The organism is Bacillus sp. EB01, from assembly GCF_000613125.1.
GTDB lineage: Bacteria > Bacillota > Bacilli > Bacillales > Cytobacillaceae > Bacillus_D.
The window spans coordinates 4,449,717-4,473,491 of the sequence record NZ_HG964497.1; the positions used below are offsets into that span (position 1 = coordinate 4,449,717).

Below are 23,775 nucleotides of genomic sequence, written 5' to 3' on the forward strand. Positions count from 1 at the left end.
AATTCTAGGAGGATTAAGATGAGTATTCATATTGGTGCCAAAGAAAATGAAATCGCGGAAATAGTACTGCTTCCTGGAGATCCGCTTAGAGCAAAATATATTGCTGAAACTTTCCTTGAAGGTGCAACATGCTATAACGAAGTAAGAAATATGTTTGGTTTTACAGGTACATATAAAGGAAAGAGGATCTCAGTCCAGGGTACTGGAATGGGTGTTCCTTCCATTTCGATTTATGCAAATGAGCTGCTTGAAAGCTATAATGCACAAACACTTATCCGCGTTGGTACTTGCGGGGCTATCCAAAAGGATGTAAAGGTCAGGGATGTTATCCTTGCGATGACTTCTTCCACCGATTCACAAATCAACAAACTTGAGTTCGGCGGTATCGATTTTGCACCTCATGCAAACTTTGAGCTGCTTCGGAATGCCTATGACGCAGGATTGGAAAAAGGTTTAAATCTTCGCGTCGGAAACGTATTCACAGCAGACTTGTTCTACAATGACCATGGCGACCTTGAAAAACTTGCCAAGTATCAAGTTCTTGCTGTTGAAATGGAGACAACTGCTCTTTATACCCTTGCAGCGAAATATGGCCGTAAAGCATTGTCCATTCTGACTGTAAGTGACCACATTTTAACTGGTGAAGCAACATCTTCAGAAGAGCGCCAGACGACTTTTAATGAAATGATTGAAGTGGCACTTGAAGCCGCTATTAAGGAATAGTTTGGATGACATTGGCTCTCCTCTGTGAGGGCCTTTCTTTTTTTGGATAAAAGTTTTTATTATATACAGCAGGGTATACAGTCTACTAGGCTTTCACAATGTATAACTTGTGACCAACAGTGAATTGCTGGAAAGGGAATGCCTCCCCTTGCTCTGTCCAAGCTGGGGGCTTATACTACAATAGATAAATTCGCTTTAAATTGAAACGCAGGTGATCACTTGAAAAAACTAGCAATTCTACTCTGCAGTTGTTTCCTTCTAACAAGTTGCAGCCAAGTTGAGTCGATTCTTAAAAATCCATTCTCTAAAGACAAGAATATAGATACGGAAACGCCAACTGAAAAAGAGAAAGAACAAACTACTTATGATGGTCCCGTTCTGGAGGCTGCTTATTTTAATCAGATTCAGGAAACAAGCGGGAAAAAAGAAATTATGAATCCTGAAAACATTCTTGCCTTGGTGAACAAAGAATTTTCTCTGCCAGGCCATTACAAGCCGAATGACCTCGTACGGCCGAATGTCCCATTTTCTTTTGGGGAAACTGATGTTGAAAAAAGCTTAATGAGAAAAGAAGCGGCTGTAGCACTTGAAAAACTGTTCGCACAGGCTAAGCAGGAAAATATTGAAATTTTTGCAGTTTCCGGCTACCGCTCGTATATTCGCCAAAAATCATTATTCGATGCCGAGGTTGCAAATATTGGGGAACAAAAAGCGAAAGAAGTTGTAGCACTGCCTGGCCAGAGTGAGCACCAAACAGGGCTGACAATGGATATTGCGAGCAGGGCAACAAACTTGAATTTAACTGAAGAATTCGGTGAAACGAAGGAAGGAAAATGGCTAATGGCGAATGCCCATAAATTCGGTTTCATCCTTCGTTATCCAAAGGGCAAGGAAGAAGTAACCAACTACCAGTATGAACCATGGCATTATCGCTATGTTGGACAGGAAGCCGCCAAGACAATGTTTGAGAACGACTGGACTTTGGAGGAGTATTTCCAGGAAGTGGAGAAAATCTAAAGGAGCCTCTTGCAGGTTCCTTTTCGTTTTTGTGGATTAAGAGAAGAGCTGATTAGTCCCAAAAATATATGAGCCAATTTACCATGTATATGAGCCGTTTTTGCATGTATATGAGCATTTAGACATTTATTGGAAACTCAGAATCATTTCGTCCAATTACTCGTTTTTGAATTAGCTTTGGATTAACCAAAACCAGAAGCAAGTGAATCTAGGCAATCATGCTTGATGAGATTTTCTCTGTTTAGGTAAGGACTCCTGCTGGAAAACGAGCTTTATTCCAGAAAAAAAGCAGGATTCTTTTTTACATAAGAATTTTGAAATCGTTTCAAGATAGTTTCTCATTCATGATATATTTAGGTAAACCTTCATGAATATTTCTTTTTTCATTATCGGGAAAAGATGGTATTCTAAATGATAAGAGTTTCTATACTATTTACGGAAAATGGAAGTGGTGAAAGCTGTGGATGAACAAAATCAAATACAGGAGCAGGATCAGCCGCAAGAGCAAGTGAAGCAGCCAGTACAAATTCGGATGAAAAGGTCCTACTTTGTAATGCTTCTTGTGTTCCTGGTTGTTTTGACAGCAGGAATAACAGCTTTTGCGACTTCAAACGGGGACAATACTTCTCCGGTTGTGATTGGCGGAGGCCAGGAGCGAAAAGAATTTGAAAAGCTTTATAGAGCATATGATATCCTTCAGGAAGGGTATTTTGAAGACCTGGATAATGACAAGCTAGTAGATGGTGCAATCAACGGCATGATTAAGTCACTTGACGATCCGTATTCCTCCTATATGGATGAGGAAGCTGCCGAGCAATTCCATCATAGCGTCGATTCTTCATTTGAAGGAATTGGGGCTGAGATACAGGAAAAAGACGGCCATATTATGATTGTATCCCCGTTAAAGGGTTCGCCAGCTGAAAAAGCCGGCTTGAAACCAAAGGATGTTGTTCTTGAGGTAGATGGCAAAAGCATACAAGGATTTACGTCAACAGAAGCTGTTGCGCTGATTCGGGGTGAAAAAGGCACGAAGGTGGAATTAACCATTCAAAGGCCTGGCTCCGAGAGTACAATCAAAGTACCTATCATTCGCGATGAGATTCCGATTGAAACTGTATATGGCGAAATGGTTGGGGATGGAATCGCCAGGGTCCAGGTTACGACATTCTCAACAAACACATACGATGAACTGACGGCAATGCTGAAGGACCTTAAGAAGCAAGGTATGAAGGGACTCGTCCTGGATGTGAGACAGAATCCGGGAGGCTTGCTGGATCAGGCTATTGCCATATCAAGCATGTTTGTACCAGAGGGTGAAATCCTCTTCAAGGTAGAAGACCGAAATGGAAACACGAAGGATTATAAATCCAAAGGCGAGGACACACATGATTATCCGATGGTCGTCCTGATTGATAACGGAAGTGCAAGTGCGTCTGAAATCCTGGCTGGAGCTGTAAAAGAATCAGCAAACATTCCGCTTGTTGGACAAAAGTCATTCGGAAAGGGAACCGTCCAGACCGCTCAGGATTTCCCTGATGGTTCGAATGTAAAATTCACAACTGCCAAGTGGCTGACACCCAAGGGCAATTGGATTCACAAAAAGGGAATTGAGCCGGATTATAAGGTGGAGCTACCGGCCTACTATAGCCTTCCATACCTTGATCCAAAGCTAAAGCTAAAACAAGGCGATTCTTCTGAAAACGTGAAGGTTGCCCAGCAAATGTTAAAGGCTTTGGGCTATGATCCTGGCAGTGAAAATGGTTTCTTCGACGGGAAAACGACTGCTGCAGTAAAAGCGTTCCAGGCAGCAAATAAACTTGAACAAACAGGTGTTGTTACGGATCAAACAACAATGAAAATCATCCAGCTTCTTCAGGAAAAAATCCAGAAGGAAGATCCACAATTAGAAAAAGCAATTGAAGTATTGAAAAAAGAAATGAAGTAATTTCAGCCCCGGCAGCCAATGCCGGGGTTTTTGCTTACGGTAAAAGGCTTGAATTTGTTTTTGCGTAGCTAATCGAATCTGTGGTGTTTGGATTTTTATTTTTCCGGTAAATGGGGGAGGCGGGTCGTTTGGTTTGTAAGGACCCGATAAATGCTATAAAATGACTGTTTAGATAGTAGGTAATGTAAGAACTTAAATGAGTAGAACATATTGAAGGGCCAGCCGATGAGTCATCCTTCCGTGGAAACCGAAACCATCATGAAGGAAGAAGTGTTGATAAAGCTTCCCCTGGTTGAATGTTTTTTAAAATGAGAGGCACTGAAAAAACAAGGGCCTAGTAAATAAATAGTGCAATTTATGATATGAATGGAAAAACGGGGTGAGAAAGATGAAACATATCATCCATTTTGATAATAAGCTTAAGGAAGAGATTAAAAACCTGGAGGCGGGTTGCGTTGAGGTATGTATATCTGTTTGCAAAGAATACCAGCCCCACTTTAAGGAACGAGAACAACAATTGGTTCTGGAACTGATGAGGACGCAAAAAGGCAACCGGAAGGCGGATAAGGATTGCTTTGAGGATGAATATGAATCATTCATTGAAATCGGCATTGAACAGGATGAGGACTATTTTCCGAATGGATATATTCCTATCTGGAAATGCAAGGAAGAATGGTTCCAAAAGACAGGTTACTTGACGGACAAGAATTTAAACGATCTTGAAGAAGTCCTTCGAGCCATGGTACTAGAAATGCTGGAAGAATAATTAACAGAGAGGAAAAAGTAAATATGGGTAAAACAGAAATCTATATCCTTTCGGGTTTCCTTGGCAGTGGCAAAACAACATTGTTAAAAAGACTGCTTGAAGATGAAAAGAAAAATGGCAGGAAGGTTGCTGTCATGATGAATGAACTCGGTACTGTTTCCATCGATTCCGATGCCGTCGGGGAGGATGTGGCACTGAAGGAATTGCTGGGTGGCTGCATTTGCTGCACGATGAGCGGCCAGGTGGAAGCTCAGCTTCAGGGTTTGCTGCAATCGGAAAAGCCTGATTCAATTTATGTTGAAACAACAGGTGCCGCACATCCAGTCGAAATCCTTGATGCGCTTGTTTCACCTCTTTTCGCGGATAAAATCATGCCAAAAGGAATTATTACGACTGTTGATGGCCAGAGGTGGCTTGACAGGGTATCCCTTGGGCCACAGCTGCAGCAGCTCCTGCTCGAACAGGTGAGACATGCTGATTATTTGATTGTTAATAAAGCAAGTGATTTATCAGAAAAACAACAAGCTGATGCTATAACCAGCATCCAGGCACTTAATTCACATGCCAGATGTGTGCTAACTGATTTTTCAAAGGTGCCCTTAAAGGATATTAGGGCAATTACCCTTCTTCCTGGTGAACGAAAACATACACATATCCATACAAAGGATCTTGGTCTGGGTACATATGTACATACCTTTTCAGCTGGAGTTCAAAGGGAGGACTTTGAACACTTTCTACGGAGCCTTCCTGATTCAATTTACCGGATAAAAGGATATGTTAAATTTAAGGGCGCCAGTTTTCCCGAGCTGTTTCAATATTCGTATGGAATGCCATCCTATATGAAAGAGTATATGAATCTTCCCCTCAATATGGTGTTTATAGGCGAAGGGATAGACTGGGAATCGGTCAGCAACGGACTGAAGGCGTTGGAAAACGGCCAATAGTTTGGCTTCTTTTTAAAGGGGTATTGAACCTTAAATCATCCCTTTAAAGGAGTTGTTGAAGTTATGCCTTGGTCAAAGAATGATTACCCTGCCTCAATGAAAAATCTCGATCCCGAAGTCCGGGAAAAGGCGATTGAAATCGCAAATGCCATTCTTGAGGACGACAACGATGAGGGAAAGGCAATTGCCATCGGGATAGATAAGGCTAGAGAATATTTTGAGAATCATGGAAAAAAATAATTTCGCTGCCTCCATCTTCCATTGAGATGGAGGCATTTTCATGGAATGGAGCGAGGGGCTTGGTGGCAAACTTTTATAGTAAATTTTAACCGGATGGGTGGATTCCTGTGTTAAAACGAATTGGTTTGTTTGTGATTATAATCTCCCTCAGTTTTTCTCCCGAGATAGAAGCTGGAAAGCGCGGCGCAGTGATGACACCATGGGATGAGGCAAGACAAGTCTTTCCCAGGTATAGTAAATTTACTGTTATTGACGTCGAAACTGGCCTTTCTTTCAATGTGCAAAGAAGAGCCGGAAACAGGCACGCGGATGTCCAGCCTTTAACAGCAAAAGATACAAAAATCATGAAAAAAATATACGGTGGAAAATGGAGCTGGAAAAGAAGGGCAATCTACGCTGTAAAAGGGAATAAGAAGATTGCTGCATCGATGAACGGAATGCCGCACGGAGCAGGTGCTCTGCAAAATAAATTTCCAGGACATTTTTGCATTCATTTTAACAAAAGCTCTACACACAGAAGACGGGAAATGGACCTATCCCATAAATTGATGGTGTATAAAGCAGGCGGCAAGCTTAATATGCTTCTTGCCAATGCTAATCCTGTTGAAACTGTAACCTACTATGTTGCAGGGTATAAAGAACAGGATAAACGCATTCTCTCCCTGCTCTCATTAAAGAAAACGAACTGGCAGCCATTCCTTAAGAATGTTGAGAATGCAAAGATAGCGCGGTTGCCGCTCCTCCCAGCAGAGGATTTGCAGGATGAATTAACGGTGGATGTACCAGTTGAAATTGAATGGCAAATTGAAGGGGAAGGAAGAGTGGTTGAAGAGACAGAAATTCATTTGTTCCGCCCATCTCCTGCTAGTGCATGGAAAGTCGACTCTCACGCCTTCCTGGAGGATAATCCGTTTTTAGTGGATCGGGATAACGTTGATGAATAGCGGGGTTTCATTCAATTGTTCTGAAAAATGCGAAAGGGTGTATTGGTCACATTTTAGGGAGTGGAGACAAGTGAAATGTAAGGCTGTATTGGCCACATTTTGGATTCTAAAGTTAGTTGAAATGTAGCCAATAGTCTTTATTGGCACCGTTTTGAGTTCTGAAGGCATCCGAAATGTAACCAATGAGGTGTTTTAATAAAACTTTGGTTTATAGGGATTGGATTATTGGCTAATCACACAAAGGTAGCGAATAGCTGGATAATTGCACTTAATCCAAAGATTGAGCTAAGGTAAGATAAGTTAAATATATTCTCCTTAACTAATGTAGGCGGTCCAATAGATTTTTGGACAGCCTTTTATTAGGAACACTAATATCCTATTGCCAAAGGCACCCAGCGGCGAGAGGCTAAATGGCCCTCCTCCTCTGGGTGCTTTTGCTTATGTTAAGGTAACCTTCCGAATTGGACAAAGGTTCTTTCGTCTTCAATCAGTCCGCATGTTCCACACTGTATTCTGACCTCTGGCCCATTGTATGCAAGATGGAAGGGTTCTAATTCACCTTGATTATATTCCCTATCGATTGAACCAGTTGAAGGGTCCAGCTTGACGGCGCGCGGGACCTGTTCGATGATGGTAAATCTGCTTCGGTTTGTTTTGCAATTTGGGCATCTGTATGGTGATGGCATGGGTTCCGCTTCCTCCTAGTCTAATGATTTCCTTTTTATTTTTTGCAAACTTAGTCCCTACTATGTAAAATTCTAGTGACGCAAACAGAAATAGTTAAGAGGAAGGTGCTATAAATGGATTACCAACACCTGTTAACAGAATACAGAAAGCTTTGGAATAACCGGCAGTTGGAGGAATCCAATTTACTCAACAGCGAGGAGACGTTAAAGGAAGCGATTAGAAGAGAGTTATTGGATGAGAATAGCCATCCCAGGGTCCGCAAAGGAAAGTATGAAAAATTTTACACAGCATCGAAAAGGCTGCTTGCCTCAAGCCTTAAAGACAGTGACAAAACCAGCCTTTTAGAAATCTATGTGGTAATCATGGAGAATTTATAAGGTCACCTTTATGAAGAGGGACCAATGTGGATTTCTGAAAGATGGGAAGACGTGAGTTTTTGGAATTTTATCTCCAGAATCCCGTCAATATAGGCTGCTGTAGCGCCTTTTTTTCGAACAGGCGCGGGCAGTGTGAAGGTCTCTTTATCCCCTGACTCAGGAATATTTTCAACCATCAATTGATTGGCTGTATGGAAGATACGGATCTTTTCCAACCAATCGTCCTTTAGGGGAATTCTTACAAATACAAATTCGTGTGTTTCAAAAATCATTGCCTGGATTTTGCTAGAGGCTTCAGGCTGGCGGGTTTCCTGCTGCATTGGAATAATCGGCCCTGTTTCAGAGCCCTGAGGCATGTACTGGCTAATCGCATCCATCACATATTGCTCAATCATTTCAGGTTTCATCGATTTCATCATATCTTTGGAAAAAGGAAATTTCCCCCACGGAAACATGGCGATCATCCTCTCAAACCTTATGGACTTCAGCCCAATAGAGCGGTTATCACATATTATGCGACAAGTAGCCTAGAGGTTCAGAATCAAGAATTAGTTCATAAAACTTTGGCTAGTGATTTTTCTCGAGCTTAAGTGTAAACCGCCGAATTAATTTTAAAACCGCCGAATTATTTTCGAAATCGCCGAATTATCCAAAACTGCTGAACTTAGACCAAAACTTCAGAAGTAATTTTGGAGTGCTGTGTAATGAAAAGGTTCAAAGGGAAGAGAGGTATGATAAAAAGAACATCGTTTTTTATCAGGCATCCAACTGGAAGAAAAATATTCATCAATTAATCTCATAAATTAAAAACCGAAAAATGCTAAACAATAATAATATTATGTAAACACCCAAACAAAAAATAAAACCGCAATAGCGGTTTTATTTTAAATATTATTGATTCTGCAGAGAAACACCGGGATAGGACAGAACCTAAGCCTCAAGCAGATGTGTTTCTTCCTGTGTTTCAGCCTGTTGCCTCATCAAATGGAAAGTATATTGATCTTTAGGGATTTCGTACAAATCAAATACTTCGCCTTCTGCATTCAGCTGCGCATATAGAGCTGGCCTTGTTTCATTGGCTTTCACTGTATAGGGCAGTTTTTCCGCAGCCTTGATAGAACGGATATTAGCTTTCCTAATCCGCATGAATACTGTGTCTATGCCAAGCTCGTAAAAGGCTTCCTGGAAAAACGCTTCCTTGGCTGGGCTGTTATAACCCTTTCCATGATAAGGTTTGCCAAGCCAGGTACCGAGGAAACCTGCATTGTCAGAAACATCGAAGAGGGAGATGGTACCAATTGGCGTACCCCATTCGTCCAAAATTGTCCTTGAAATAACCTCGCCGCGTTCCTCAGATTCAATGATCTGTTTTGTCAGAAACAGAAACTCATCATATGAATTTGCCTTATGGCGTACATAAGGGAAAACATCAGGATGTGTAATTAGGTCATAGAGGGCATGGCAATCGTTGAGATCGCGTTTTTTTAGCATAAAAATAGCCTCCAGTCAGGGCAGACCAGTCCTGTGGACAGGAACATTTCCACCCTCGAAATTTTTAAAATTGCGTAAAAAATTTCGGGGTGGGAATCGAACCCACTAAGACCAGTCTTGACTGGTGGCGCACCATTTGCCTTCCCATTGCACATATATGAATTTTTATGAAAATCAACGTTGTTAAGCGGTAAAACAGAAAAAATAGTTATTCACAAAAAGTATCATACAAGAAATTTCACCAAAAATAAATAGTTTTTTAAGAGGAAATTTTTGCGATTTTGTGAGCATTTTCTACATAATTCGCTGATAAACGAATTTGCCGTCTATCATGGTCCAAAGAGGCTTGGCGAGGAAATGAAACGGATGATTGCTCCAGAGCACAAGATCGGCATCTTTCCCTTTTTCAATGCTGCCGACGCGGCTGTCGACACCCAGATTCTTCGCCGGAAGAATGGTAATCCCCTCTAGTGCTTTTTGTTCGGACAAGCCTTCTCTTACCGCGATTGCAGCACATACATTTAAATATTGAATAGGTGTGTAAGGGTGATCGGTTGTAATTGAGACTTCAACACCTGCTTCTGTCAACCTCTGATACGTGGTCCAGCTTTTGTTCTTTAGTTCAACTTTCCCCCTTCTTGTCAATGTCGGTCCAACAGAAACTTTAAGTCCAAGCCCTGCCATTTCATCTGCAACAAGGTGTCCTTCAGTGCAATGCTCAATCCGGAGGTCAAGGTCAAACTCCTGTGAAAACCTGAGAGCGGTCATAATATCATCGGCTCTGTGCGCATGGATCCTGACGGGTATTTCCCGATTCAATGCCTTTAAAAGCGGAGCAAACCTCAAGTCTTCCGGGTCTCCAAATTTCCGAGCCTTATAAAACGCCTCCCTTAACATACCCATAAGCCCCATCCTTGTAATCGAATCATTTGAGCCATTACTGTGTATGCGTTTCGGGTTCTCGCCAAGTGCAATTTTCAATCCTGCAAGAGGGTTAATGATCATATCCTGAATGTTTTTCCCTGTCGTTTTAATGACAGCTGTAGTTCCGCCTATGACATTTGCGCTTCCAGGCATAACATGGACGGTGGTTATTCCGCTTTGGACAGCATCGGCAAACCCCGTATCAAAAGGATAAACACCATCAATTGCCCTGATATGGGGTGTCATCGGTTCAATCGTTTCGTTCGCATCATTACCGGCCCAGCCAGTTCCCTCATCATACAGCCCGAGGTGGGTATGGACATCAATAAATCCTGGAAGCAGGAAATTTAGCCCGCAATCAATGATGGCTGTTCCCGCAGGTGCCTGAATGTTTTTACGTATTTCAGCAATCTTCCCTTTATGGACAAACAGGTCAAAGCCTTCCAAAGGCTCGGAAGTAATCGGGACAATGGTCGCGTTCCTTAACAATATTGAATCCATTAATTAGTACCCCACGAGAGTAGTTTTTTCTATTTTAACAGGTATCGAGTCTTGCGGAAAAGAAATAACTACTATGGTTTCATTCTTTGTTTCCGAGCGGCGATTCAACTATAATTCTTGTTGAGAGAGGTGTGTTTAACATGAAAAATGGGATTGGGCTTGTACTTGAAGGGGGAGGAATGAGGGGCGTTTATACAGCTGGTGTCCTGGAGTATTTCCTTGATAACGGCATTTCGTTCCCATATGTCATTGGCGTTTCAGCTGGAGCTTGCAATGCAGCATCCTATCTGTCCGGGCAAAAAGGGCGGAACAAGGTTGTGAATATTGACTATGTTTCGGACCCTCGTTATTTATCCTGGCAAAACTTCAGGAGGAACCGGCAGCTATTTGGAATGGATTTCATCTTTGATGAAATTCCCAATAAGTTGGTTCCGTATGATTATCAGGCTTTTAATCAAAACAGCACAGAATTTGTAGTAGGAACAACAGATTGTATTTCAGGTGAGCCTGTTTATTTTGGGAAAAGCGATTATGGAACGGATTTGCTTACAGTGCTAAAAGCTTCTAGCTCGCTTCCATTCATCGCGCCTGAGATTAAGTTTGGAGGAAGAACTCTTTTGGATGGGGGAATAAGTGACCCTATTCCAATTAAGAAAGCACAGTCAGAAGGCTATAAGAAAAACGTAGTTATTTTAACAAGAAATGAAGGGTATTTGAAAAAGCCGTCACGATTCAGTTTTTTAGTAAATCGCAAGTACCCCGATTACCGCGGGCTTCAATCCAGCCTTCGTCAGAGATACCAGGTATATAATGATACCGTTTCATATTTAAAAAAAGAAAAACAGGATGGCAGGGCTTTTATCATTCAGCCAAACCTTCCGTTAAAAGTTGGGAGGATGGAAAAGGATCCGGTAAAGTTGTCAAACCTGTACGAGCAAGGGTACACGGATGCAAAACTGCTTAGCGATGACTTAATGAAGTGGGTGGAGGAAGCTTAAAGAACATACATGAAATGGACAAGCAGACAATAGAATAATAGAAAAAGGGTAATTTAGGAGTGAATATGAAAATATCCGATTATTATAGCGAAAGCGCCAGAGCTTTTTTAAACTCCAGTATCCTCTTTCTTTTGCCTGCTTTTCTATTGGTGTTCATTAACTTGGCTTATATCGGCAATCGCCAGGTTATGCTGTTATGCCTTCCTTTTGCAGCAATGAGTTTGATTTATTACCAAATCCATCTTAATAAGGCAAGACTCGCAGAGGAAGCAGAATCCGCAGTCATTTTAACCAGTAATCCCTTATTGACTGCCAAAAGCCTGCTTGTTTTCTATGACAATCATTTATCACCTGGTCTTCTTCTGTTTTCACCAACTGGAGTGAAAAATGGCGAGCTCAGGAAAAGGAAAATTTCGTTTCAGCAAATCATTTCGCGGCGCCGTGAGTTCGAATTGTGTAATGAAGAGATGAAACCATTGGCTGTTTATTACGTAACCCGGGGAAAGGTAGATGTATACAATTCAAGAGGCAACTGGATTGGAAGACTGTATGAGGATGGGAAAGGCCAACTACAATTAACAAAAATGCATGGCATGGTTTTCATGTCTGTTTCCGGTTCAAGGTTCTTTATGGATGTAAAAGTAGAAACAGAAGGCAGCAATCGCGCAAGGCTTAGGAGAGGACTCATGCCGCTGGAGTGGGGGATGCGATTCCCTGACCCGAATACACCGGTTTTTACAATCAATGATCATTCATCAAACGAAGAGAAGCTGCTTTATTTTTCGGTGCTTGTCCGTGAATTTTTCGTAGAACGCTAACCTTGCAATAATTTTATCGGTATGCCATTCTTTAGCTATATAATTTTTAAGTAAGATTCACTGTTGATAGTACATTTCATTAGAATATAAGCAGCATAAGTTGGGGGTATGTTTGTGAAAGTAGAATTTATTAAGGTACATGGTTCCGGAAACGATTTTCTGTTGATAGACGAATTTTCAAGGCCGGAGCTTTTTACATATGAAGAACGGGGAAAGCTAGCCCAATTGCTTTGCGACCGAGAGAACGGGCCCGGGGCAGATGGCATTTTGTTCCTACAAAAAAGTGAAACTGCTGATGGAGCGATGAGAGTATTCAATGCGGATGGCTCCGAAGCATCGATGTGCGGCAATGGCCTGCGCTGTGCTGCGAGACTTTTATGTGAACTGCTTGGAAAGGATTCCGCCATTGTTGAGACAATGAAGGCCAATCTCTTAGTTCAAAAATACTCCGACATCCTTGAGGGAGTTTCCACTTACAATGTGGAAATTTCACCAGTCTTATTTGAGTTGAAGAATTTGCCACTGATGCTGGATCAGGAAACGCTTGTAAAAGGCGAAATTCCTGAATTAAGCAGCAGCCTCGAATTCACAGCGCTGGCAGTTCCGAATCCACATTTAATTTCCATCGTTGGTTTGCCTGAATTATCAGGTGACCTTCAGCGGACAATTAGTGAAAAAGTGAATGGACCGAATGAGTTATTTCCTGATGGAGTGAATGTCAGCTTCGTTCGCACTCTTTCTCCAGGGCAGATTTATGTACGTACATATGAAAGAGGCGTCGGCTTTACCCATGCTTGCGGCACCGCCATGTCAGCATCTTCTTTGGTCACGTGCCTGTATGGATACAATCAGACTGAAAAACCGATCAGGGTATTCAATGATGGCGGGATGGTCGAATGTATCGTCCGCGAGCAGGAAGAAACATATAAAATCGAGCTTGTTGGCAATGCGACATTCGTTTACCGGGCAACAGCAGAGTTCGATTTTGAAACCAATTCCGTGGAATTATCCGGTCAAGTGGACCTTGGAGAGCAGGAGCGTTACTCCCTGTTGCAGGAAGAAGCAAGGAAAGCCCTGAGCCAATACAATTAATTTAAATGAATGTGACCGCTTCGGTGACCGAACCGGATCGAGAAACGATAAACAGGTCACATATAGCAGCCATCAGTACCAGAAGCAAAATGAGAAACGCTAATTTAACAAAGGTAAAGAGCCGGCGATAAGCCGGCTCTATTTTGTGCTTTTTAAAAACTCCAGTACCGGAGCAAAAGGCTGTTCCTCACCTGCAGCGAAATAGTCCTTGAAAGGGTCGCCGATTTTCCTGTACCGTTTTAACACATTTGGCAAATTGAATTCTTTCGGATCAAGCCCTTTACCAACCTCTTCCCATAAAAGAGGTGCCGCCACTCCCGCATGCTGGTTCCCTCTTGGTGAATAGGGGGCAATGATAGTTTTGCCGTGGGCATGCTGGACATAGTCAACATACAGCTTGTTTCCGCGGTTTTTCTTCATTCGCTCTATTGTAAACAGATCAGGTTCTTTTGAAACGAGATAATGGGCTATGAATTCAGTGAACAATCGTGTTTCATCAAACGTATATGTGTTGGCCGGCAGAGGGATATAAACTTGCAAGCCTTTATTTCCGGAGGTTTTGACGAATCCGGTCAGGTTCAACCCGTCCAGCACCTCTTTAATATGCAAAGCAGCTGTCACGGCAAGCTGAAAATCATCGATGGAAGGCGGGTCAAGGTCAAGAACAATTTCGGACACTTTATTTGGTTGGGAATCAATCGTCTGAAACGGAATGTGGAATTCGATTGCAAGCTGATTTCCAAGCCAGACAATGGTTTTTAACCCATTGCAAACAATATAATTTATACCCTCGTCCAAATGCGTCTCGACGAAATCAGGAGCATAATCAGGACAGTTTTTCTGATAAAAGGGTTCACCAAACATTCCATGCGGATAGCGGATAACTGTCAAAAGCCGTTTTTGTAAAAATGGCAGCATTGAAGGAGAGACCTCCCTCAAATAATGAACAAGGTCAATTTTTCGAACAGGCGGACTCTCCCAAACTGGCTTATCAGGGTGGGTTAGCTCGACATCCTCAGGAGCGTTTTTTTGATTAAAAAGAAAGTGGTCATACGTACAATCCTCAGGCTTTAAATCGAATCTGAACCTGTTAAAATGAGGCTCCCTTAATTCCCCATCATAAAGCTCCAGGTATTTTACTTCAAAGCAAATCGCAGGCTCAACATAAATAAATCGATTATCCTCGTTGTTACTGTTCTGCCGGATTACAGCCGATAGCGCCTGTTTTTCCTCAGGCTTCAAGCCAAAAAGAATATGGCCAATTTGAAAAATTTCTTCATCCTTGTAAACAGCGCAATAGTAATAACCATTTGCTTTTTCAAAAGCAATTAGGAAACAGTTTACCAGCTTGAAATTCTTGTACTTCACCCATTTGTCTGTTCGCTTTCCTTCTTCCCATCGTCCAGCCGGGTCCTTGGCAACGATTCCTTCCCCGTCATGAAGGGTGACATGTTCCCATATTTCATTAAAATCACTATAGGATTTTACATATTGAAGCAATTGTTGGTTAGATGGATTCACTTTAACCGGCAGCCCGGTTTTTATAAATAAGTCGTGTAATTGTTTTTTTCGCTCGCTATAGGCCCTATCCAAAAGACTTGTTCCTGACAGCTTAAGGAGGTCGAAAGCCAATAGACGCGCGGGGACCTTCTTTGCCGATTCCTGAATTCTTTTTTCGGATTTCATCCGGCCTCGTACCTGTATCGCTGAAAAATTTGCTTTATACTCATTTTCCAGAATAACAAGCTCACAATCAAGAAGAAGCGGCAAATAGGGTCTAAAAGCCTCACTATGCAAAGAAAGGAATTGGTTTATTTCGGGAAACTGCGGGAGCAGCGGCTTTCCGTTCCTGCTTACTATGTTGATGCTTTCTTCGGTCCATTCAAGCATTGCCCTAAAACCATCATATTTGACTTCATACGACCACCCTTGGCGTACAGGTTGTTCAAAGCTAAGTACAGGAAGCATAGGCTTCATCGTCGCAGTTCCCCAATCCTTTTTGGTTTAGTCTGCTTTATAAAAACTGCATTTATCCAGCCAAAACTGTTGTTTTTTGATTTGTGCTAAAGATAAGCGAAATGCGCAAACTAAAAGAAAATGACAGGAGGAAGTACGATGCATACGATTTGGAAGGGCAGTATTAGCTTTGGGCTCGTCAATATCCCCATCAAGCTTCATGCCGCTACAGAAGACAGGGATATTAAACTCAGAACCCTGCATAAGGAATGCCATTCACCAATTAAATATGAAAAGGTTTGTCCCGTCTGTGAAAGGGAAATAAAAAGTGAGGAAATTGTCAAAGCGTATGAATATACAAAAGGAAAATTTGTCGTTCTCGAAGATGAGGACCTGGCTAATCTAAAGAAGGGAAATGAGGATAAGGCCGTCGAAATCATTGATTTTGTCAAAATGGAGGAAATTGATCCGATCTATTTTGACCGGACGTATTTCATGTCTCCACATGAGGGGGGCGGTAAAGCCTATTCCTTACTGAGGAAAGCTCTTGAAGATTCGCAAAAGGTTGGTCTGGCCAAGATTGTTATTCGTTCAAAAGAGCAGTTAGCTGTTATCCGGGTATATGAAAATACACTTGTGATGGAAACCATCCATTATCCGGATGAAGTGAGGAATGCAGGCGATGTTCCGAATGTTCCTGAGGCAGATAAAGTGACTGACAAGGAAATTTCAACAGCGATCCTTCTAATTGATCAATTGACCACAGAATTCCAGCCGGAAAAATACAATGATGAATATCGTACAGCTTTAATGGAACTTATTGATGCAAAGCGGGCAGGACGCGAGGTTGTTGCCCCAACTGCGGCGGAGCAGCCTGCTAATGTTACCGATCTGATGGCTGCGCTTCAAGCTTCAATTGACAAGACAAAGCCGAAGAAGGCGGCGGCTCCACGTAAAAAAGCGACTCCAAAAAAGAAAAAGGAAGCGTAGTAGTGGGAGCACTTATGGAATCTGGAATTCGAGCAGGGTATTTTAGCAGCCCGTTCGTTCAAATAAGCTAAAAAAGGAACGCATCAACTAACGGGGCCGGTTCCCAAAACGGCCCTTTTTACCTTATTGGAGGTGTGGAGAATATGGCAGGCAGATTGATGAAGTTGGCATTTTCCTACCTTGGGCTTTCATTGGCTATTGTTTTCGGATTTATTTTTATTTTTTTGGAAATAGCCAGCGAGCTTAAGGAGAAGGAACTGGAAGAATTCGATGTTACAGTCATGACATATGTACAAAGGTTTATTTCTTCTGATTTAACAGAGCTAATGCTGTATATTACGATGTTAGGTTCTATACCGTGGCTTACTGCCTCAGTTATTGGGACGATCGTTTTTTGCTTTTTAAAAAAGAAATGGCGTTCAGGTTTGTTCATTGCCTTTTCATCAGGTGTCGGCGCTCTGTTCAATATGTATTTGAAAGATTTATTCCAGCGGGAGAGGCCGGATATTAAGCCTTTAATAGAAGAAGAGGGTTATAGTTTCCCTAGCGGCCATTCAATGGGTTCATTTATTTTCTACGGAGCCTGCGCATTCCTGGTTTTCCATTTTGCCCGGAGATGGAAAATAAAAATTGCTGGCTCAGCAGCACTTTTTTTTATAATTTTTATGGTAGGCCTGAGCAGAGTCTATCTTGGAGTCCATTACCCAAGCGATATTATCGGCGGGTTTTCCGCAGGCGGGGCTTGGCTGGCAGTCTGCGTAATCCTTTTCAAATTTTATGAGAAAAAAGAACGGATATCCCAATAGCCGAGACAGGCAGAATTCCGGCTTATGAATTACAATAATTAAAAGATAGTACCAGTTTTTTTCGCAAGGAGGAGCGTATGGGGAAGTATATTCTTGCATTGGATCAAGGCACGACGAGCTCGCGTGCCATCCTTTTCGGCCATGACGGACAAATCGTTCACATGGCGCAAAAAGAATTCACACAGCATTTTCCGCAGCCAGGCTGGGTTGAACATAATGCAGATGAAATCTGGGGGTCAATTCTTGCTGTCATTGCTTCATGCCTGACAGAGTCAGGAGTAAAGCCTTCAGAGATTGCAGGTATCGGAATCACTAATCAGCGGGAAACAACGGTTGTATGGGATAAGGAAACCGGCCGCCCAATTTACAATGCGATCGTTTGGCAGTCCAGACAGACAAATGGCATATGTGAGGAGCTAAAAGCAGCTGGACATAGTGATTTGTTTCGTGACAAAACAGGTTTGCTAATAGACGCTTATTTTTCCGGGACAAAGGTGAAGTGGATATTGGACCATGTCCAGGGTGCCCGCGAAAAATCAAAAGCCGGAAAATTACTGTTCGGTACGATTGATACGTGGCTGATCTGGAAGCTTTCCGGCGGGAAGGCACATGTGACCGATTATTCAAATGCTTCAAGGACATTGTTATACAATATTTATGACTTGAAATGGGATGCTGAGCTTCTTTCCATCCTTGGGATACCTGAATCGATGCTGCCTGAGGTAAGACCTTCATCAGAGATTTACGCAAATACAGCTGCGCATCACTTCTTTGGGCAGGAAGTCCCGATTGCTGCGGCTGCAGGTGACCAGCAGGCGGCATTGTTCGGCCAGGCTTGCTTTGAGGAAGGTATGGCCAAGAACACATATGGAACCGGCTGCTTCATGCTAATGAATACTGGTGAAAACGCAGTAAAATCCAATCATGGCCTGCTGACGACGATTGCTTGGGGAATTGATGGCAAGGTTGAATATGCCCTTGAAGGCAGTATATTCGTTGCCGGGTCAGCAATCCAATGGCTCCGTGACGGCTTGCGGATGATTCGTTCAGCGCAAGACAGTGAATCGTATGCCTCAAGGGTTAGCTCAACAGATGGAGTGTATGTGGTACCGGCTTTTGTCGGGCTTGGAACGCCTTATTGGGACAGTGATGTTCGCGGCGCCGTATTTGGGCTGACAAGAGGGACGTCGAAAGAGCATTTTATCAGGGCAACACTCGAATCGCTGGCCTACCAGACAAGGGATGTCCTGTCGGCAATGGAAGCCGACTCTGGCATTAGGCTTAAAACACTGCGGGCTGATGGGGGAGCTGTCAGCAATAACTTCTTGATGGAATTCCAGAGCAGTATCTTGAATGTTCCTGTTGAAAGGCCCGTTATAAATGAAACAACAGCTCTTGGCGCAGCTTTCCTTGCCGGGCTGGCCACTGGATTCTGGAAGAATCGCAAGGAAATCAGCGAACAGTGGGCACTTGGTGGAAGCTTTGAACCTTCGATGGAAGAAAAAGAGCGAGAAGAGCTTTATTCAGGCTGGAAAAAGGCTGTCCAGGCGGCGATGGCGTTTAAATAAGTACTCGAAAGAGGGATACCATCATGAAAATTCTTGTTCTCTCGGACACCCATATCCCAAAGCGTTCGAAACAGCTGCCCGAGGAACTATTTCAAGAGGCACGGACAGCAGATTTGATCATTCATGCTGGTGATTGGCAAACTATTGAAGTTATTAAGGAGCTTTCCCGGTATGCAAAAGTTGAAGGAGTATACGGGAATGTAGATGGACCAGAGATGAAGTCCCTTTTTCCATTTAAAAAAATTGTTGAGGTCAATGGATTCAGGTTAGGAATCGTTCATGGACATGGAAAGGGAATGACAACCGAAAAACGGGCAATTAAAGCTTTTTCTGAGGAAAAAGTAAATTGTATTATCTATGGCCATTCCCATATTCCGGTCCTGCGGTATGAAAAAGATATTCTTATTTTTAATCCTGGTTCACCTACCGATAAGCGGCGGCAAAAGCGCTATTCATTTGGTATTCTTCACGCTGGGGAAACACTTAGCGCGAAGCTAATTTTTTTCGAAGGCAGGAAATAGCAGTTTCGGTATGACCTTTTAACAAAAATGTGCTATAATAATTAATAGAAGAAAAAACAAACCATTTTACAGCATCACCAAATTATAAAAAGCGGCAAGGAATGTGCTTTTTATAACGCGGTGTTTTTTTCTTCAGGTCATCCGGCAGTTTAGGTATCTATACTCCGGATGCGGAATGGGAATCCGCCGATGAAACAAACTAATGGAGGTGCCTGGAATGGCGTTTGGACGGAGAAATATGGAAGAAGTTGTGTTGGAAGCTACTGAAGTTTGGGAGTGCACTGCTGAAGGATGCAAGGCTTGGATCCGAGATAACTTCAAAAGTGAGGATACACCAGAATGCCCCATTTGCAAAAGTGAGATGAGACGGGCCACCAAAGAACTTCAAGCAGTCGCAAATACTAGCAAGCGCTATATATAGGCAGAAGTTTGATTCAAGGTGTTGTTGAGTTTTATAATTAATACCATTATGATTAAAAAGTTAAAGGTGTCTGTCAGATTACTGGCAGGCACCTTTTGTCTTAAAATCGCCGAATTAATTCTATTACCGCTGAATTAATTAAAAAAATGCCGAATTATAATGAATGTTGCTCGGTTGGATGTACTCGGGTTTTTAGAGTGAAATAGAGTTTGTCCTGAAAAGTTGAAAATCTGTCCTGCAATGCTTGGGAAATGTCCTGCATTTTTCGGGAAATGTCCTGTATATCGTAAAATCTGTCCTGAATATTTAAAAACGTGTCCTGATTCAATAAACATAAAACGAGAACTAAACAATAACGATATTATGTAAACAAATTAATGTAAAAATAAAACCGCGGCTGCGGTTTTTATTTTTTAACTCAAATATTTTCCCTTGGGTCGTTAAGCTTCCTCAAAATGATTGCTGCAATAGTCGATAACCATTTGTTCCTCGTCATCCTCAAGGGCAAAGTCAAGCACCTTCCCAGAGCCTTTTTCGAAAAAATTATATTGGGCAATTTTGTTTTCGCTGCCTTCCACAGCAAAAATAACCTTTAGCCCTGTACCAGCTACAGTGTATAACTCGTCCTCTTCGTCGATATCCAAATCGAGTAGAAATTCAAATCGTTCCCCGGTTAGCAGTCCAAACGGATCTTCCAAATATTCAACTGTATGGCCGATAATCTCCATATATGTCAACCTCCAAACTTCAAGAAAATATTTACTATAGACTTTAATAAAAATAACACAACCAAAAGGTAAATCAAAGCTCTGTGAATTTTACAATAAAAAGTGGCTAATTCTTGTCATATAAAAACGAAGAAACTGTGAACGACTCATTCAAATCATTACACTACTAGAAATAATTGCTAAACTGGTAATGAGAATTACTCTGATATTTCTATAAAAATTCATTACCTCACTAATCATGTGAATATTTTCACAAAAAAGGAGGAGTTGCTTTGGCTGCAGCTCATACAACATCTAATTTTACCACCATCTTGTCGGCAAGGAAGAATTTCTATGAATTCACTCACCAATTATTTTCGTCACCGCTGGATCTTAACAGCCTAAATTCAATAAAGCTATTTGGGAATATAGAAGGTTTATTGGAACTGGGGGACGGCGGGAAAGCCCTGTTTCACTTTTTTACAAAAGCTGGAGAAGATGAATTAAAACTAGAAGAAATCCAGTTTGCACGGTTATTTATTGGACCGCTTTCATTGCCAGCCCCTCCCTGGGAGTCGTTTTACAAAAGCAGGGAGAGATTGCTTTTCGATGACTCAATGTATGAAGTAAGGCGGGCATATCATGAGTCGGGTCTGAAGTTTTTTAAAGAAAATAAGGAACCGGATGACCATTTACTTACTGAGCTTGAATTTATGATTCATTTATCCCGTAGAAGTGTCAGTGAAACCGAACCTTCCAAACTTAACGATTTATTTCAGCGCCAATACTACTTCCTGGATAAGCAACTGGGCAGCTGGGTTCCACTATTCGCTGAAAAACTTGCCGGAAAATCGGACAGTGTCCTATATGTAGGGGCAGCCCGGCTTCTGGCTGATTTCATAACTGAAGACAAAGAATGCCTGAAAGAGTTGATGGAGGGATTAGCCTATGTCCACTAAAAGGGAGCAGGGTATATTAAATAAGGAATTCAAACGGCGCACGTTCCTAAAATGGTCGGGGGGTATCGGGTTACCGCTTATCCTTGGTGGAGTTGGGGCCAGCCAGTTAATCAGCAAGGATGAAACTGCAAAAGGTTTGAAATCGGATATTCCTGAAGAAATCATTAATACATGCAGTGCTTTTAACTGTGGGGGCCGCTGCCTAATCAAAACACATGTCAGGGATGGAGTGGTGGTTCGGATTAGTACGGATACCAATGAGGATTCCCTTCCGACCCCTCAGCTTCGGGCTTGCGTCAGGGGACGGAGTTATAAAAGCATGCTGTATCATCCTGACCGGCTGAAATATCCAATGAAACGCATAGGCAAACGTGGCGAAGGAAAGTTTGAAAGGATTAGCTGGGAAGAAGCTATTGATACAATCGCAAAAGAAACAAAGCGGATTGGTGACACATACGGACGTGAATCAAGATATGTCAATTATGGCTCTGGACTTGGAGGGCTGTTTGGCGGAAAACAAATGGCTAGACGCCTGCTGGCGATGACGGGCGGATATCTGAATTACCGGAACGACTATAGCTCAGGGTGCGCTAACGTAGCTACACCTTACACGTACGGGACTAATAATACTGGTTCAAGCTTTGATAACCTGCTCCATTCGAAATACATCATACTTTGGGGCCAGAATCCGTCAGAAGTGATATTTTCTACTCCATATTTAGCTTTCCTCCGCGAAGCAAAGAAAAATGGGGCAAAGATTATCGTTATTGATCCTCGTTATACCGATACAGCGATTGCTTTTGCCGATGACTGGATTCCGATTCTGCCGTCTACAGACGTCGCGATGATGGACGCAATGGCCTATGTAATCGTAACTGAAGGCTTGCACGATCAGAGGTTTTTAGATACGTATTGCCTTGGGTTTGATGAAGACCATATGCCGGACGGAGCACCAAAGGAAGCGACTATCAAAAACTATCTCCTTGGCAAGACGGACGGAATTCCGAAAACACCTGAATGGGCGGAAAAGATTTGTGGGGTTCCAGCTTCAAAAATCATCGAAATTGCCCGCGAATTCGCGACAACAAAGCCTGCAACCCTAATCAATGGCTGGGGTCCTCAGCGCGCAGCTTACGGAGAACAAATTATCCGAGGCGGCGCTCAATTGACTGCCTTAACCGGAAATATCGGAAAGCTTGGCGGAGGCGCGGCGGGGACAGGGTATTGGTCCCGTTCGAATATCGTCTACCCAGTCACTAGTGAAAACCCGGTAACCGCATCAATTCCTTGCTTCCAGTGGACAACTGCTGTTGAAAGAGGAACGGAAATGACAGCTGAAGACGGGCTTGAAGGCACAGATAAGCTAAAGTCCAACATTAAGCTGATTTATAATATAGCCGGAAATATGCTGCTAAACCAGCATTCAGACATCAACAAGACAAAGGCATTGCTCGAAGACGAAAGCAAGGTGGAGTTTATCCTGGTCACTGAATTGTTCATGACACCGAGCGCGAAATATGCGGATATCCTCCTGCCCGGTACAAGCTTTTTTGAACGATGGGATATCGGAATGCCATGGTGCTTCGGTGATTATGCTTTATTTGGCGGTAAGACCATCGACCCCTTGTATGAGTGCAGAAATGAGTATGATATTTTTGCCGATGTTGCCGGTAAATTCGGGCTGAAGGAGAAGTATACTGAAGGGCGCACGATGCTCGATTGGGTAAAAGTCAGCATTGAAAGAACAAGGGCAGAACTCGATCCAAACTTTCCAACCTTTGAGGAATTCCAGAAAAACGGGGTTTATCATTTTAGGTACGATGAACCATTAATTGCATTCCAAAAACAAATTGAGGATCCAAAAAACAATCCATTTGAAACTCCTTCAGGCAAAATTGAATTGTTCTCAAAGGCATTGTGGGATATGAAAAAACATGACGAGATACCGCCTTTCGCCAAATATGTGGCTGCATGGGAAGGGCCGGCTGATCCAATAAAAGCCAAGTACCCTCTTCAAATGATCAGCTGGCATTATAAAAGACGGTGCCACTCGACACATGACAATAATCCGTGGCTCGAGGAAACTGCTCCTCAGGAAATGTGGATCAACCCGCGCGACGCGAGAGCACGGGGAATTAAAGAAGGGGATAGGGCTAAAGTGTTCAATGATCGCGGGCTCATTCACATCCCTGTAAAAATTACTAGCAAAATCATCCCTGGTGTCGTGGGGATACCTCAAGGAGCCTGGTACACTCCTGACGAGAATGGAATCGACCAGCGCGGCTCGATTAACGTGCTTACAAAGCACCACCCTACGCCGCTTGCAAAAGCAAACCCGCAGCAAACCAATCTTGTTGAAGTAACTAAAGCGTAGGGGGAG

General features: G+C 42.6%; 24 protein-coding genes. 18 read left to right on the forward strand and 6 right to left on the reverse strand.

Annotation, left to right across the window (positions count from 1 at the left end):
* The first annotated feature begins 18 nt into the window (after positions 1-18).
* The 7 genes from deoD to TY16_RS20875 all read left to right on the forward strand — a co-directional run bounded on the left by deoD (position 19) and on the right by TY16_RS20875 (position 6,579).
* A complete protein-coding gene (deoD, locus tag TY16_RS20850) occupies positions 19-723 on the forward strand; it encodes a purine-nucleoside phosphorylase (RefSeq protein WP_043933697.1) in 705 nt (234 codons plus the stop codon).
* Positions 724-942: 219 nt separating this feature from the next.
* Positions 943-1,740: a M15 family metallopeptidase gene (locus TY16_RS20855; RefSeq protein ID WP_043933698.1), complete on the forward strand. Its 798-nt coding sequence runs from the start codon at positions 943-945 to the stop codon at positions 1,738-1,740.
* Between the two features lie 442 nt (positions 1,741-2,182).
* Positions 2,183-3,685: a S41 family peptidase gene (locus TY16_RS20860; protein WP_043933699.1), complete on the forward strand. Its 1,503-nt coding sequence runs from the start codon at positions 2,183-2,185 to the stop codon at positions 3,683-3,685.
* Positions 3,686-4,073: 388 nt separating this feature from the next.
* On the forward strand, positions 4,074-4,451 hold the full coding sequence (locus TY16_RS20865; RefSeq protein WP_043933700.1) for a hypothetical protein: 378 nt from the start codon (positions 4,074-4,076) through the stop codon (positions 4,449-4,451).
* 23 nt (positions 4,452-4,474) lie between these two features.
* Positions 4,475-5,395: a CobW family GTP-binding protein gene (locus TY16_RS20870; protein WP_043933701.1), complete on the forward strand. Its 921-nt coding sequence runs from the start codon at positions 4,475-4,477 to the stop codon at positions 5,393-5,395.
* A gap of 63 nt (positions 5,396-5,458) precedes the next feature.
* Positions 5,459-5,635 carry a hypothetical protein gene (locus TY16_RS26700; RefSeq protein WP_197028436.1) on the forward strand — a complete coding sequence of 59 codons (177 nt, stop codon included), beginning with the start codon at positions 5,459-5,461 and terminating at the stop codon, positions 5,633-5,635.
* Between the two features lie 107 nt (positions 5,636-5,742).
* A complete protein-coding gene (locus tag TY16_RS20875; protein WP_052342816.1) occupies positions 5,743-6,579 on the forward strand; it encodes a hypothetical protein in 837 nt (278 codons plus the stop codon).
* A gap of 443 nt (positions 6,580-7,022) precedes the next feature.
* On the opposite strand, the gene TY16_RS20880 is transcribed toward TY16_RS20875, so the two are convergent.
* On the reverse strand, positions 7,023-7,265 hold the full coding sequence (locus tag TY16_RS20880) for a hypothetical protein (protein ID WP_043933702.1): 243 nt from the start codon (positions 7,263-7,265) through the stop codon (positions 7,023-7,025).
* 114 nt (positions 7,266-7,379) lie between these two features.
* Here TY16_RS20880 and TY16_RS20885 point away from each other — a divergent pair, with 114 nt between their 5' ends.
* On the forward strand, positions 7,380-7,643 hold the full coding sequence (locus TY16_RS20885; RefSeq protein WP_043933703.1) for a hypothetical protein: 264 nt from the start codon (positions 7,380-7,382) through the stop codon (positions 7,641-7,643).
* Positions 7,644-7,651: 8 nt separating this feature from the next.
* On the opposite strand, the gene TY16_RS20890 is transcribed toward TY16_RS20885, so the two are convergent.
* The 3 genes from TY16_RS20890 to TY16_RS20900 all read right to left on the reverse strand — a co-directional run bounded on the left by TY16_RS20890 (position 7,652) and on the right by TY16_RS20900 (position 10,559).
* Entirely contained in the window at positions 7,652-8,098 is a 447-nt protein-coding gene (locus tag TY16_RS20890) for an Hsp20/alpha crystallin family protein (RefSeq protein ID WP_043933704.1), read from the reverse strand.
* Between the two features lie 475 nt (positions 8,099-8,573).
* Positions 8,574-9,134, reverse strand: coding sequence for a GNAT family N-acetyltransferase (locus TY16_RS20895; RefSeq protein ID WP_043933705.1), 561 nt, complete (start codon positions 9,132-9,134; stop codon positions 8,574-8,576).
* A gap of 294 nt (positions 9,135-9,428) precedes the next feature.
* A complete protein-coding gene (locus tag TY16_RS20900) occupies positions 9,429-10,559 on the reverse strand; it encodes an amidohydrolase (RefSeq protein WP_043933706.1) in 1,131 nt (376 codons plus the stop codon).
* A gap of 140 nt (positions 10,560-10,699) precedes the next feature.
* Between TY16_RS20900 and TY16_RS20905 the strand changes: the two genes are divergently transcribed.
* The 3 genes from TY16_RS20905 to dapF all read left to right on the forward strand — a co-directional run bounded on the left by TY16_RS20905 (position 10,700) and on the right by dapF (position 13,467).
* Positions 10,700-11,557, forward strand: a complete 858-nt coding sequence (locus TY16_RS20905) for a patatin-like phospholipase family protein (RefSeq protein ID WP_043933707.1) — start codon at positions 10,700-10,702, stop codon at positions 11,555-11,557.
* 65 nt (positions 11,558-11,622) lie between these two features.
* The gene (locus TY16_RS20910; protein WP_043933708.1) at positions 11,623-12,375 is read left to right on the forward strand and encodes a hypothetical protein; all 753 of its coding nucleotides are present in this window, start codon (positions 11,623-11,625) and stop codon (positions 12,373-12,375) included.
* A 114-nt stretch (positions 12,376-12,489) separates the two neighbouring features.
* Complete coding sequence (dapF, locus tag TY16_RS20915; protein ID WP_043933709.1) at positions 12,490-13,467, forward strand: diaminopimelate epimerase; 978 nt, start codon at positions 12,490-12,492, stop codon at positions 13,465-13,467.
* A gap of 138 nt (positions 13,468-13,605) precedes the next feature.
* Here dapF and TY16_RS20920 read toward each other — a convergent pair whose 3' ends face one another.
* Complete coding sequence (locus TY16_RS20920; RefSeq protein ID WP_043933710.1) at positions 13,606-15,444, reverse strand: DNA ligase D; 1,839 nt, start codon at positions 15,442-15,444, stop codon at positions 13,606-13,608.
* Between the two features lie 138 nt (positions 15,445-15,582).
* Between TY16_RS20920 and ku the strand changes: the two genes are divergently transcribed.
* The 5 genes from ku (at position 15,583) to TY16_RS20945 (ending at position 19,729) form a co-directional block, all read left to right on the forward strand.
* Positions 15,583-16,413, forward strand: a complete 831-nt coding sequence (ku, locus tag TY16_RS20925; protein ID WP_043933711.1) for a non-homologous end joining protein Ku — start codon at positions 15,583-15,585, stop codon at positions 16,411-16,413.
* A gap of 143 nt (positions 16,414-16,556) precedes the next feature.
* A complete protein-coding gene (locus tag TY16_RS20930; protein WP_052342817.1) occupies positions 16,557-17,219 on the forward strand; it encodes a phosphatase PAP2 family protein in 663 nt (220 codons plus the stop codon).
* 77 nt (positions 17,220-17,296) lie between these two features.
* A complete protein-coding gene (glpK, locus tag TY16_RS20935) occupies positions 17,297-18,787 on the forward strand; it encodes a glycerol kinase GlpK (RefSeq protein ID WP_043933712.1) in 1,491 nt (496 codons plus the stop codon).
* A gap of 23 nt (positions 18,788-18,810) precedes the next feature.
* Positions 18,811-19,308, forward strand: a complete 498-nt coding sequence (locus tag TY16_RS20940) for a metallophosphoesterase family protein (RefSeq protein WP_043933713.1) — start codon at positions 18,811-18,813, stop codon at positions 19,306-19,308.
* A 217-nt stretch (positions 19,309-19,525) separates the two neighbouring features.
* Positions 19,526-19,729: a cold-shock protein gene (locus TY16_RS20945; protein WP_043933714.1), complete on the forward strand. Its 204-nt coding sequence runs from the start codon at positions 19,526-19,528 to the stop codon at positions 19,727-19,729.
* 440 nt (positions 19,730-20,169) lie between these two features.
* Here TY16_RS20945 and TY16_RS20950 read toward each other — a convergent pair whose 3' ends face one another.
* The gene (locus TY16_RS20950; protein ID WP_043933715.1) at positions 20,170-20,457 is read right to left on the reverse strand and encodes a DUF6509 family protein; all 288 of its coding nucleotides are present in this window, start codon (positions 20,455-20,457) and stop codon (positions 20,170-20,172) included.
* A gap of 272 nt (positions 20,458-20,729) precedes the next feature.
* Between TY16_RS20950 and TY16_RS20955 the strand changes: the two genes are divergently transcribed.
* Together TY16_RS20955 and TY16_RS20960 are read left to right on the forward strand one after the other, a co-directional pair.
* Entirely contained in the window at positions 20,730-21,395 is a 666-nt protein-coding gene (locus TY16_RS20955; RefSeq protein ID WP_043933716.1) for a TorD/DmsD family molecular chaperone, read from the forward strand.
* Positions 21,385-23,769, forward strand: coding sequence for a DMSO/selenate family reductase complex A subunit (locus tag TY16_RS20960; RefSeq protein ID WP_043933717.1), 2,385 nt, complete (start codon positions 21,385-21,387; stop codon positions 23,767-23,769). Before TY16_RS20955 ends, TY16_RS20960 begins: the two co-directional genes overlap by 11 nt.
* The last annotated feature ends 6 nt before the right edge of the window (positions 23,770-23,775 follow it).

Coding starts and splice junctions, on each gene's coding strand:
- TY16_RS20940 (WP_043933713.1), top strand. CDS start 18,811: ATGAAAATTCTTGTTCTCTCGGACACCCATATCCCAAAGCGTTCGAAA.
- glpK (WP_043933712.1), top strand. CDS start 17,297: ATGGGGAAGTATATTCTTGCATTGGATCAAGGCACGACGAGCTCGCGT.
- TY16_RS20945 (WP_043933714.1), top strand. CDS start 19,526: ATGGCGTTTGGACGGAGAAATATGGAAGAAGTTGTGTTGGAAGCTACT.
- TY16_RS20890 (WP_043933704.1), bottom strand. CDS start 8,098: ATGTTTCCGTGGGGGAAATTTCCTTTTTCCAAAGATATGATGAAATCG.
- TY16_RS26700 (WP_197028436.1), top strand. CDS start 5,459: ATGCCTTGGTCAAAGAATGATTACCCTGCCTCAATGAAAAATCTCGAT.
- TY16_RS20885 (WP_043933703.1), top strand. CDS start 7,380: ATGGATTACCAACACCTGTTAACAGAATACAGAAAGCTTTGGAATAAC.
- TY16_RS20905 (WP_043933707.1), top strand. CDS start 10,700: ATGAAAAATGGGATTGGGCTTGTACTTGAAGGGGGAGGAATGAGGGGC.
- TY16_RS20930 (WP_052342817.1), top strand. CDS start 16,557: ATGGCAGGCAGATTGATGAAGTTGGCATTTTCCTACCTTGGGCTTTCA.
- TY16_RS20960 (WP_043933717.1), top strand. CDS start 21,385: ATGTCCACTAAAAGGGAGCAGGGTATATTAAATAAGGAATTCAAACGG.
- deoD (WP_043933697.1), top strand. CDS start 19: ATGAGTATTCATATTGGTGCCAAAGAAAATGAAATCGCGGAAATAGTA.
- TY16_RS20860 (WP_043933699.1), top strand. CDS start 2,183: ATGGAAGTGGTGAAAGCTGTGGATGAACAAAATCAAATACAGGAGCAG.
- TY16_RS20870 (WP_043933701.1), top strand. CDS start 4,475: ATGGGTAAAACAGAAATCTATATCCTTTCGGGTTTCCTTGGCAGTGGC.
- TY16_RS20865 (WP_043933700.1), top strand. CDS start 4,074: ATGAAACATATCATCCATTTTGATAATAAGCTTAAGGAAGAGATTAAA.
- TY16_RS20950 (WP_043933715.1), bottom strand. CDS start 20,457: ATGGAGATTATCGGCCATACAGTTGAATATTTGGAAGATCCGTTTGGA.
- TY16_RS20920 (WP_043933710.1), bottom strand. CDS start 15,444: ATGAAGCCTATGCTTCCTGTACTTAGCTTTGAACAACCTGTACGCCAA.
- TY16_RS20910 (WP_043933708.1), top strand. CDS start 11,623: ATGAAAATATCCGATTATTATAGCGAAAGCGCCAGAGCTTTTTTAAAC.
- ku (WP_043933711.1), top strand. CDS start 15,583: ATGCATACGATTTGGAAGGGCAGTATTAGCTTTGGGCTCGTCAATATC.
- TY16_RS20895 (WP_043933705.1), bottom strand. CDS start 9,134: ATGCTAAAAAAACGCGATCTCAACGATTGCCATGCCCTCTATGACCTA.
- TY16_RS20900 (WP_043933706.1), bottom strand. CDS start 10,559: ATGGATTCAATATTGTTAAGGAACGCGACCATTGTCCCGATTACTTCC.
- TY16_RS20880 (WP_043933702.1), bottom strand. CDS start 7,265: ATGCCATCACCATACAGATGCCCAAATTGCAAAACAAACCGAAGCAGA.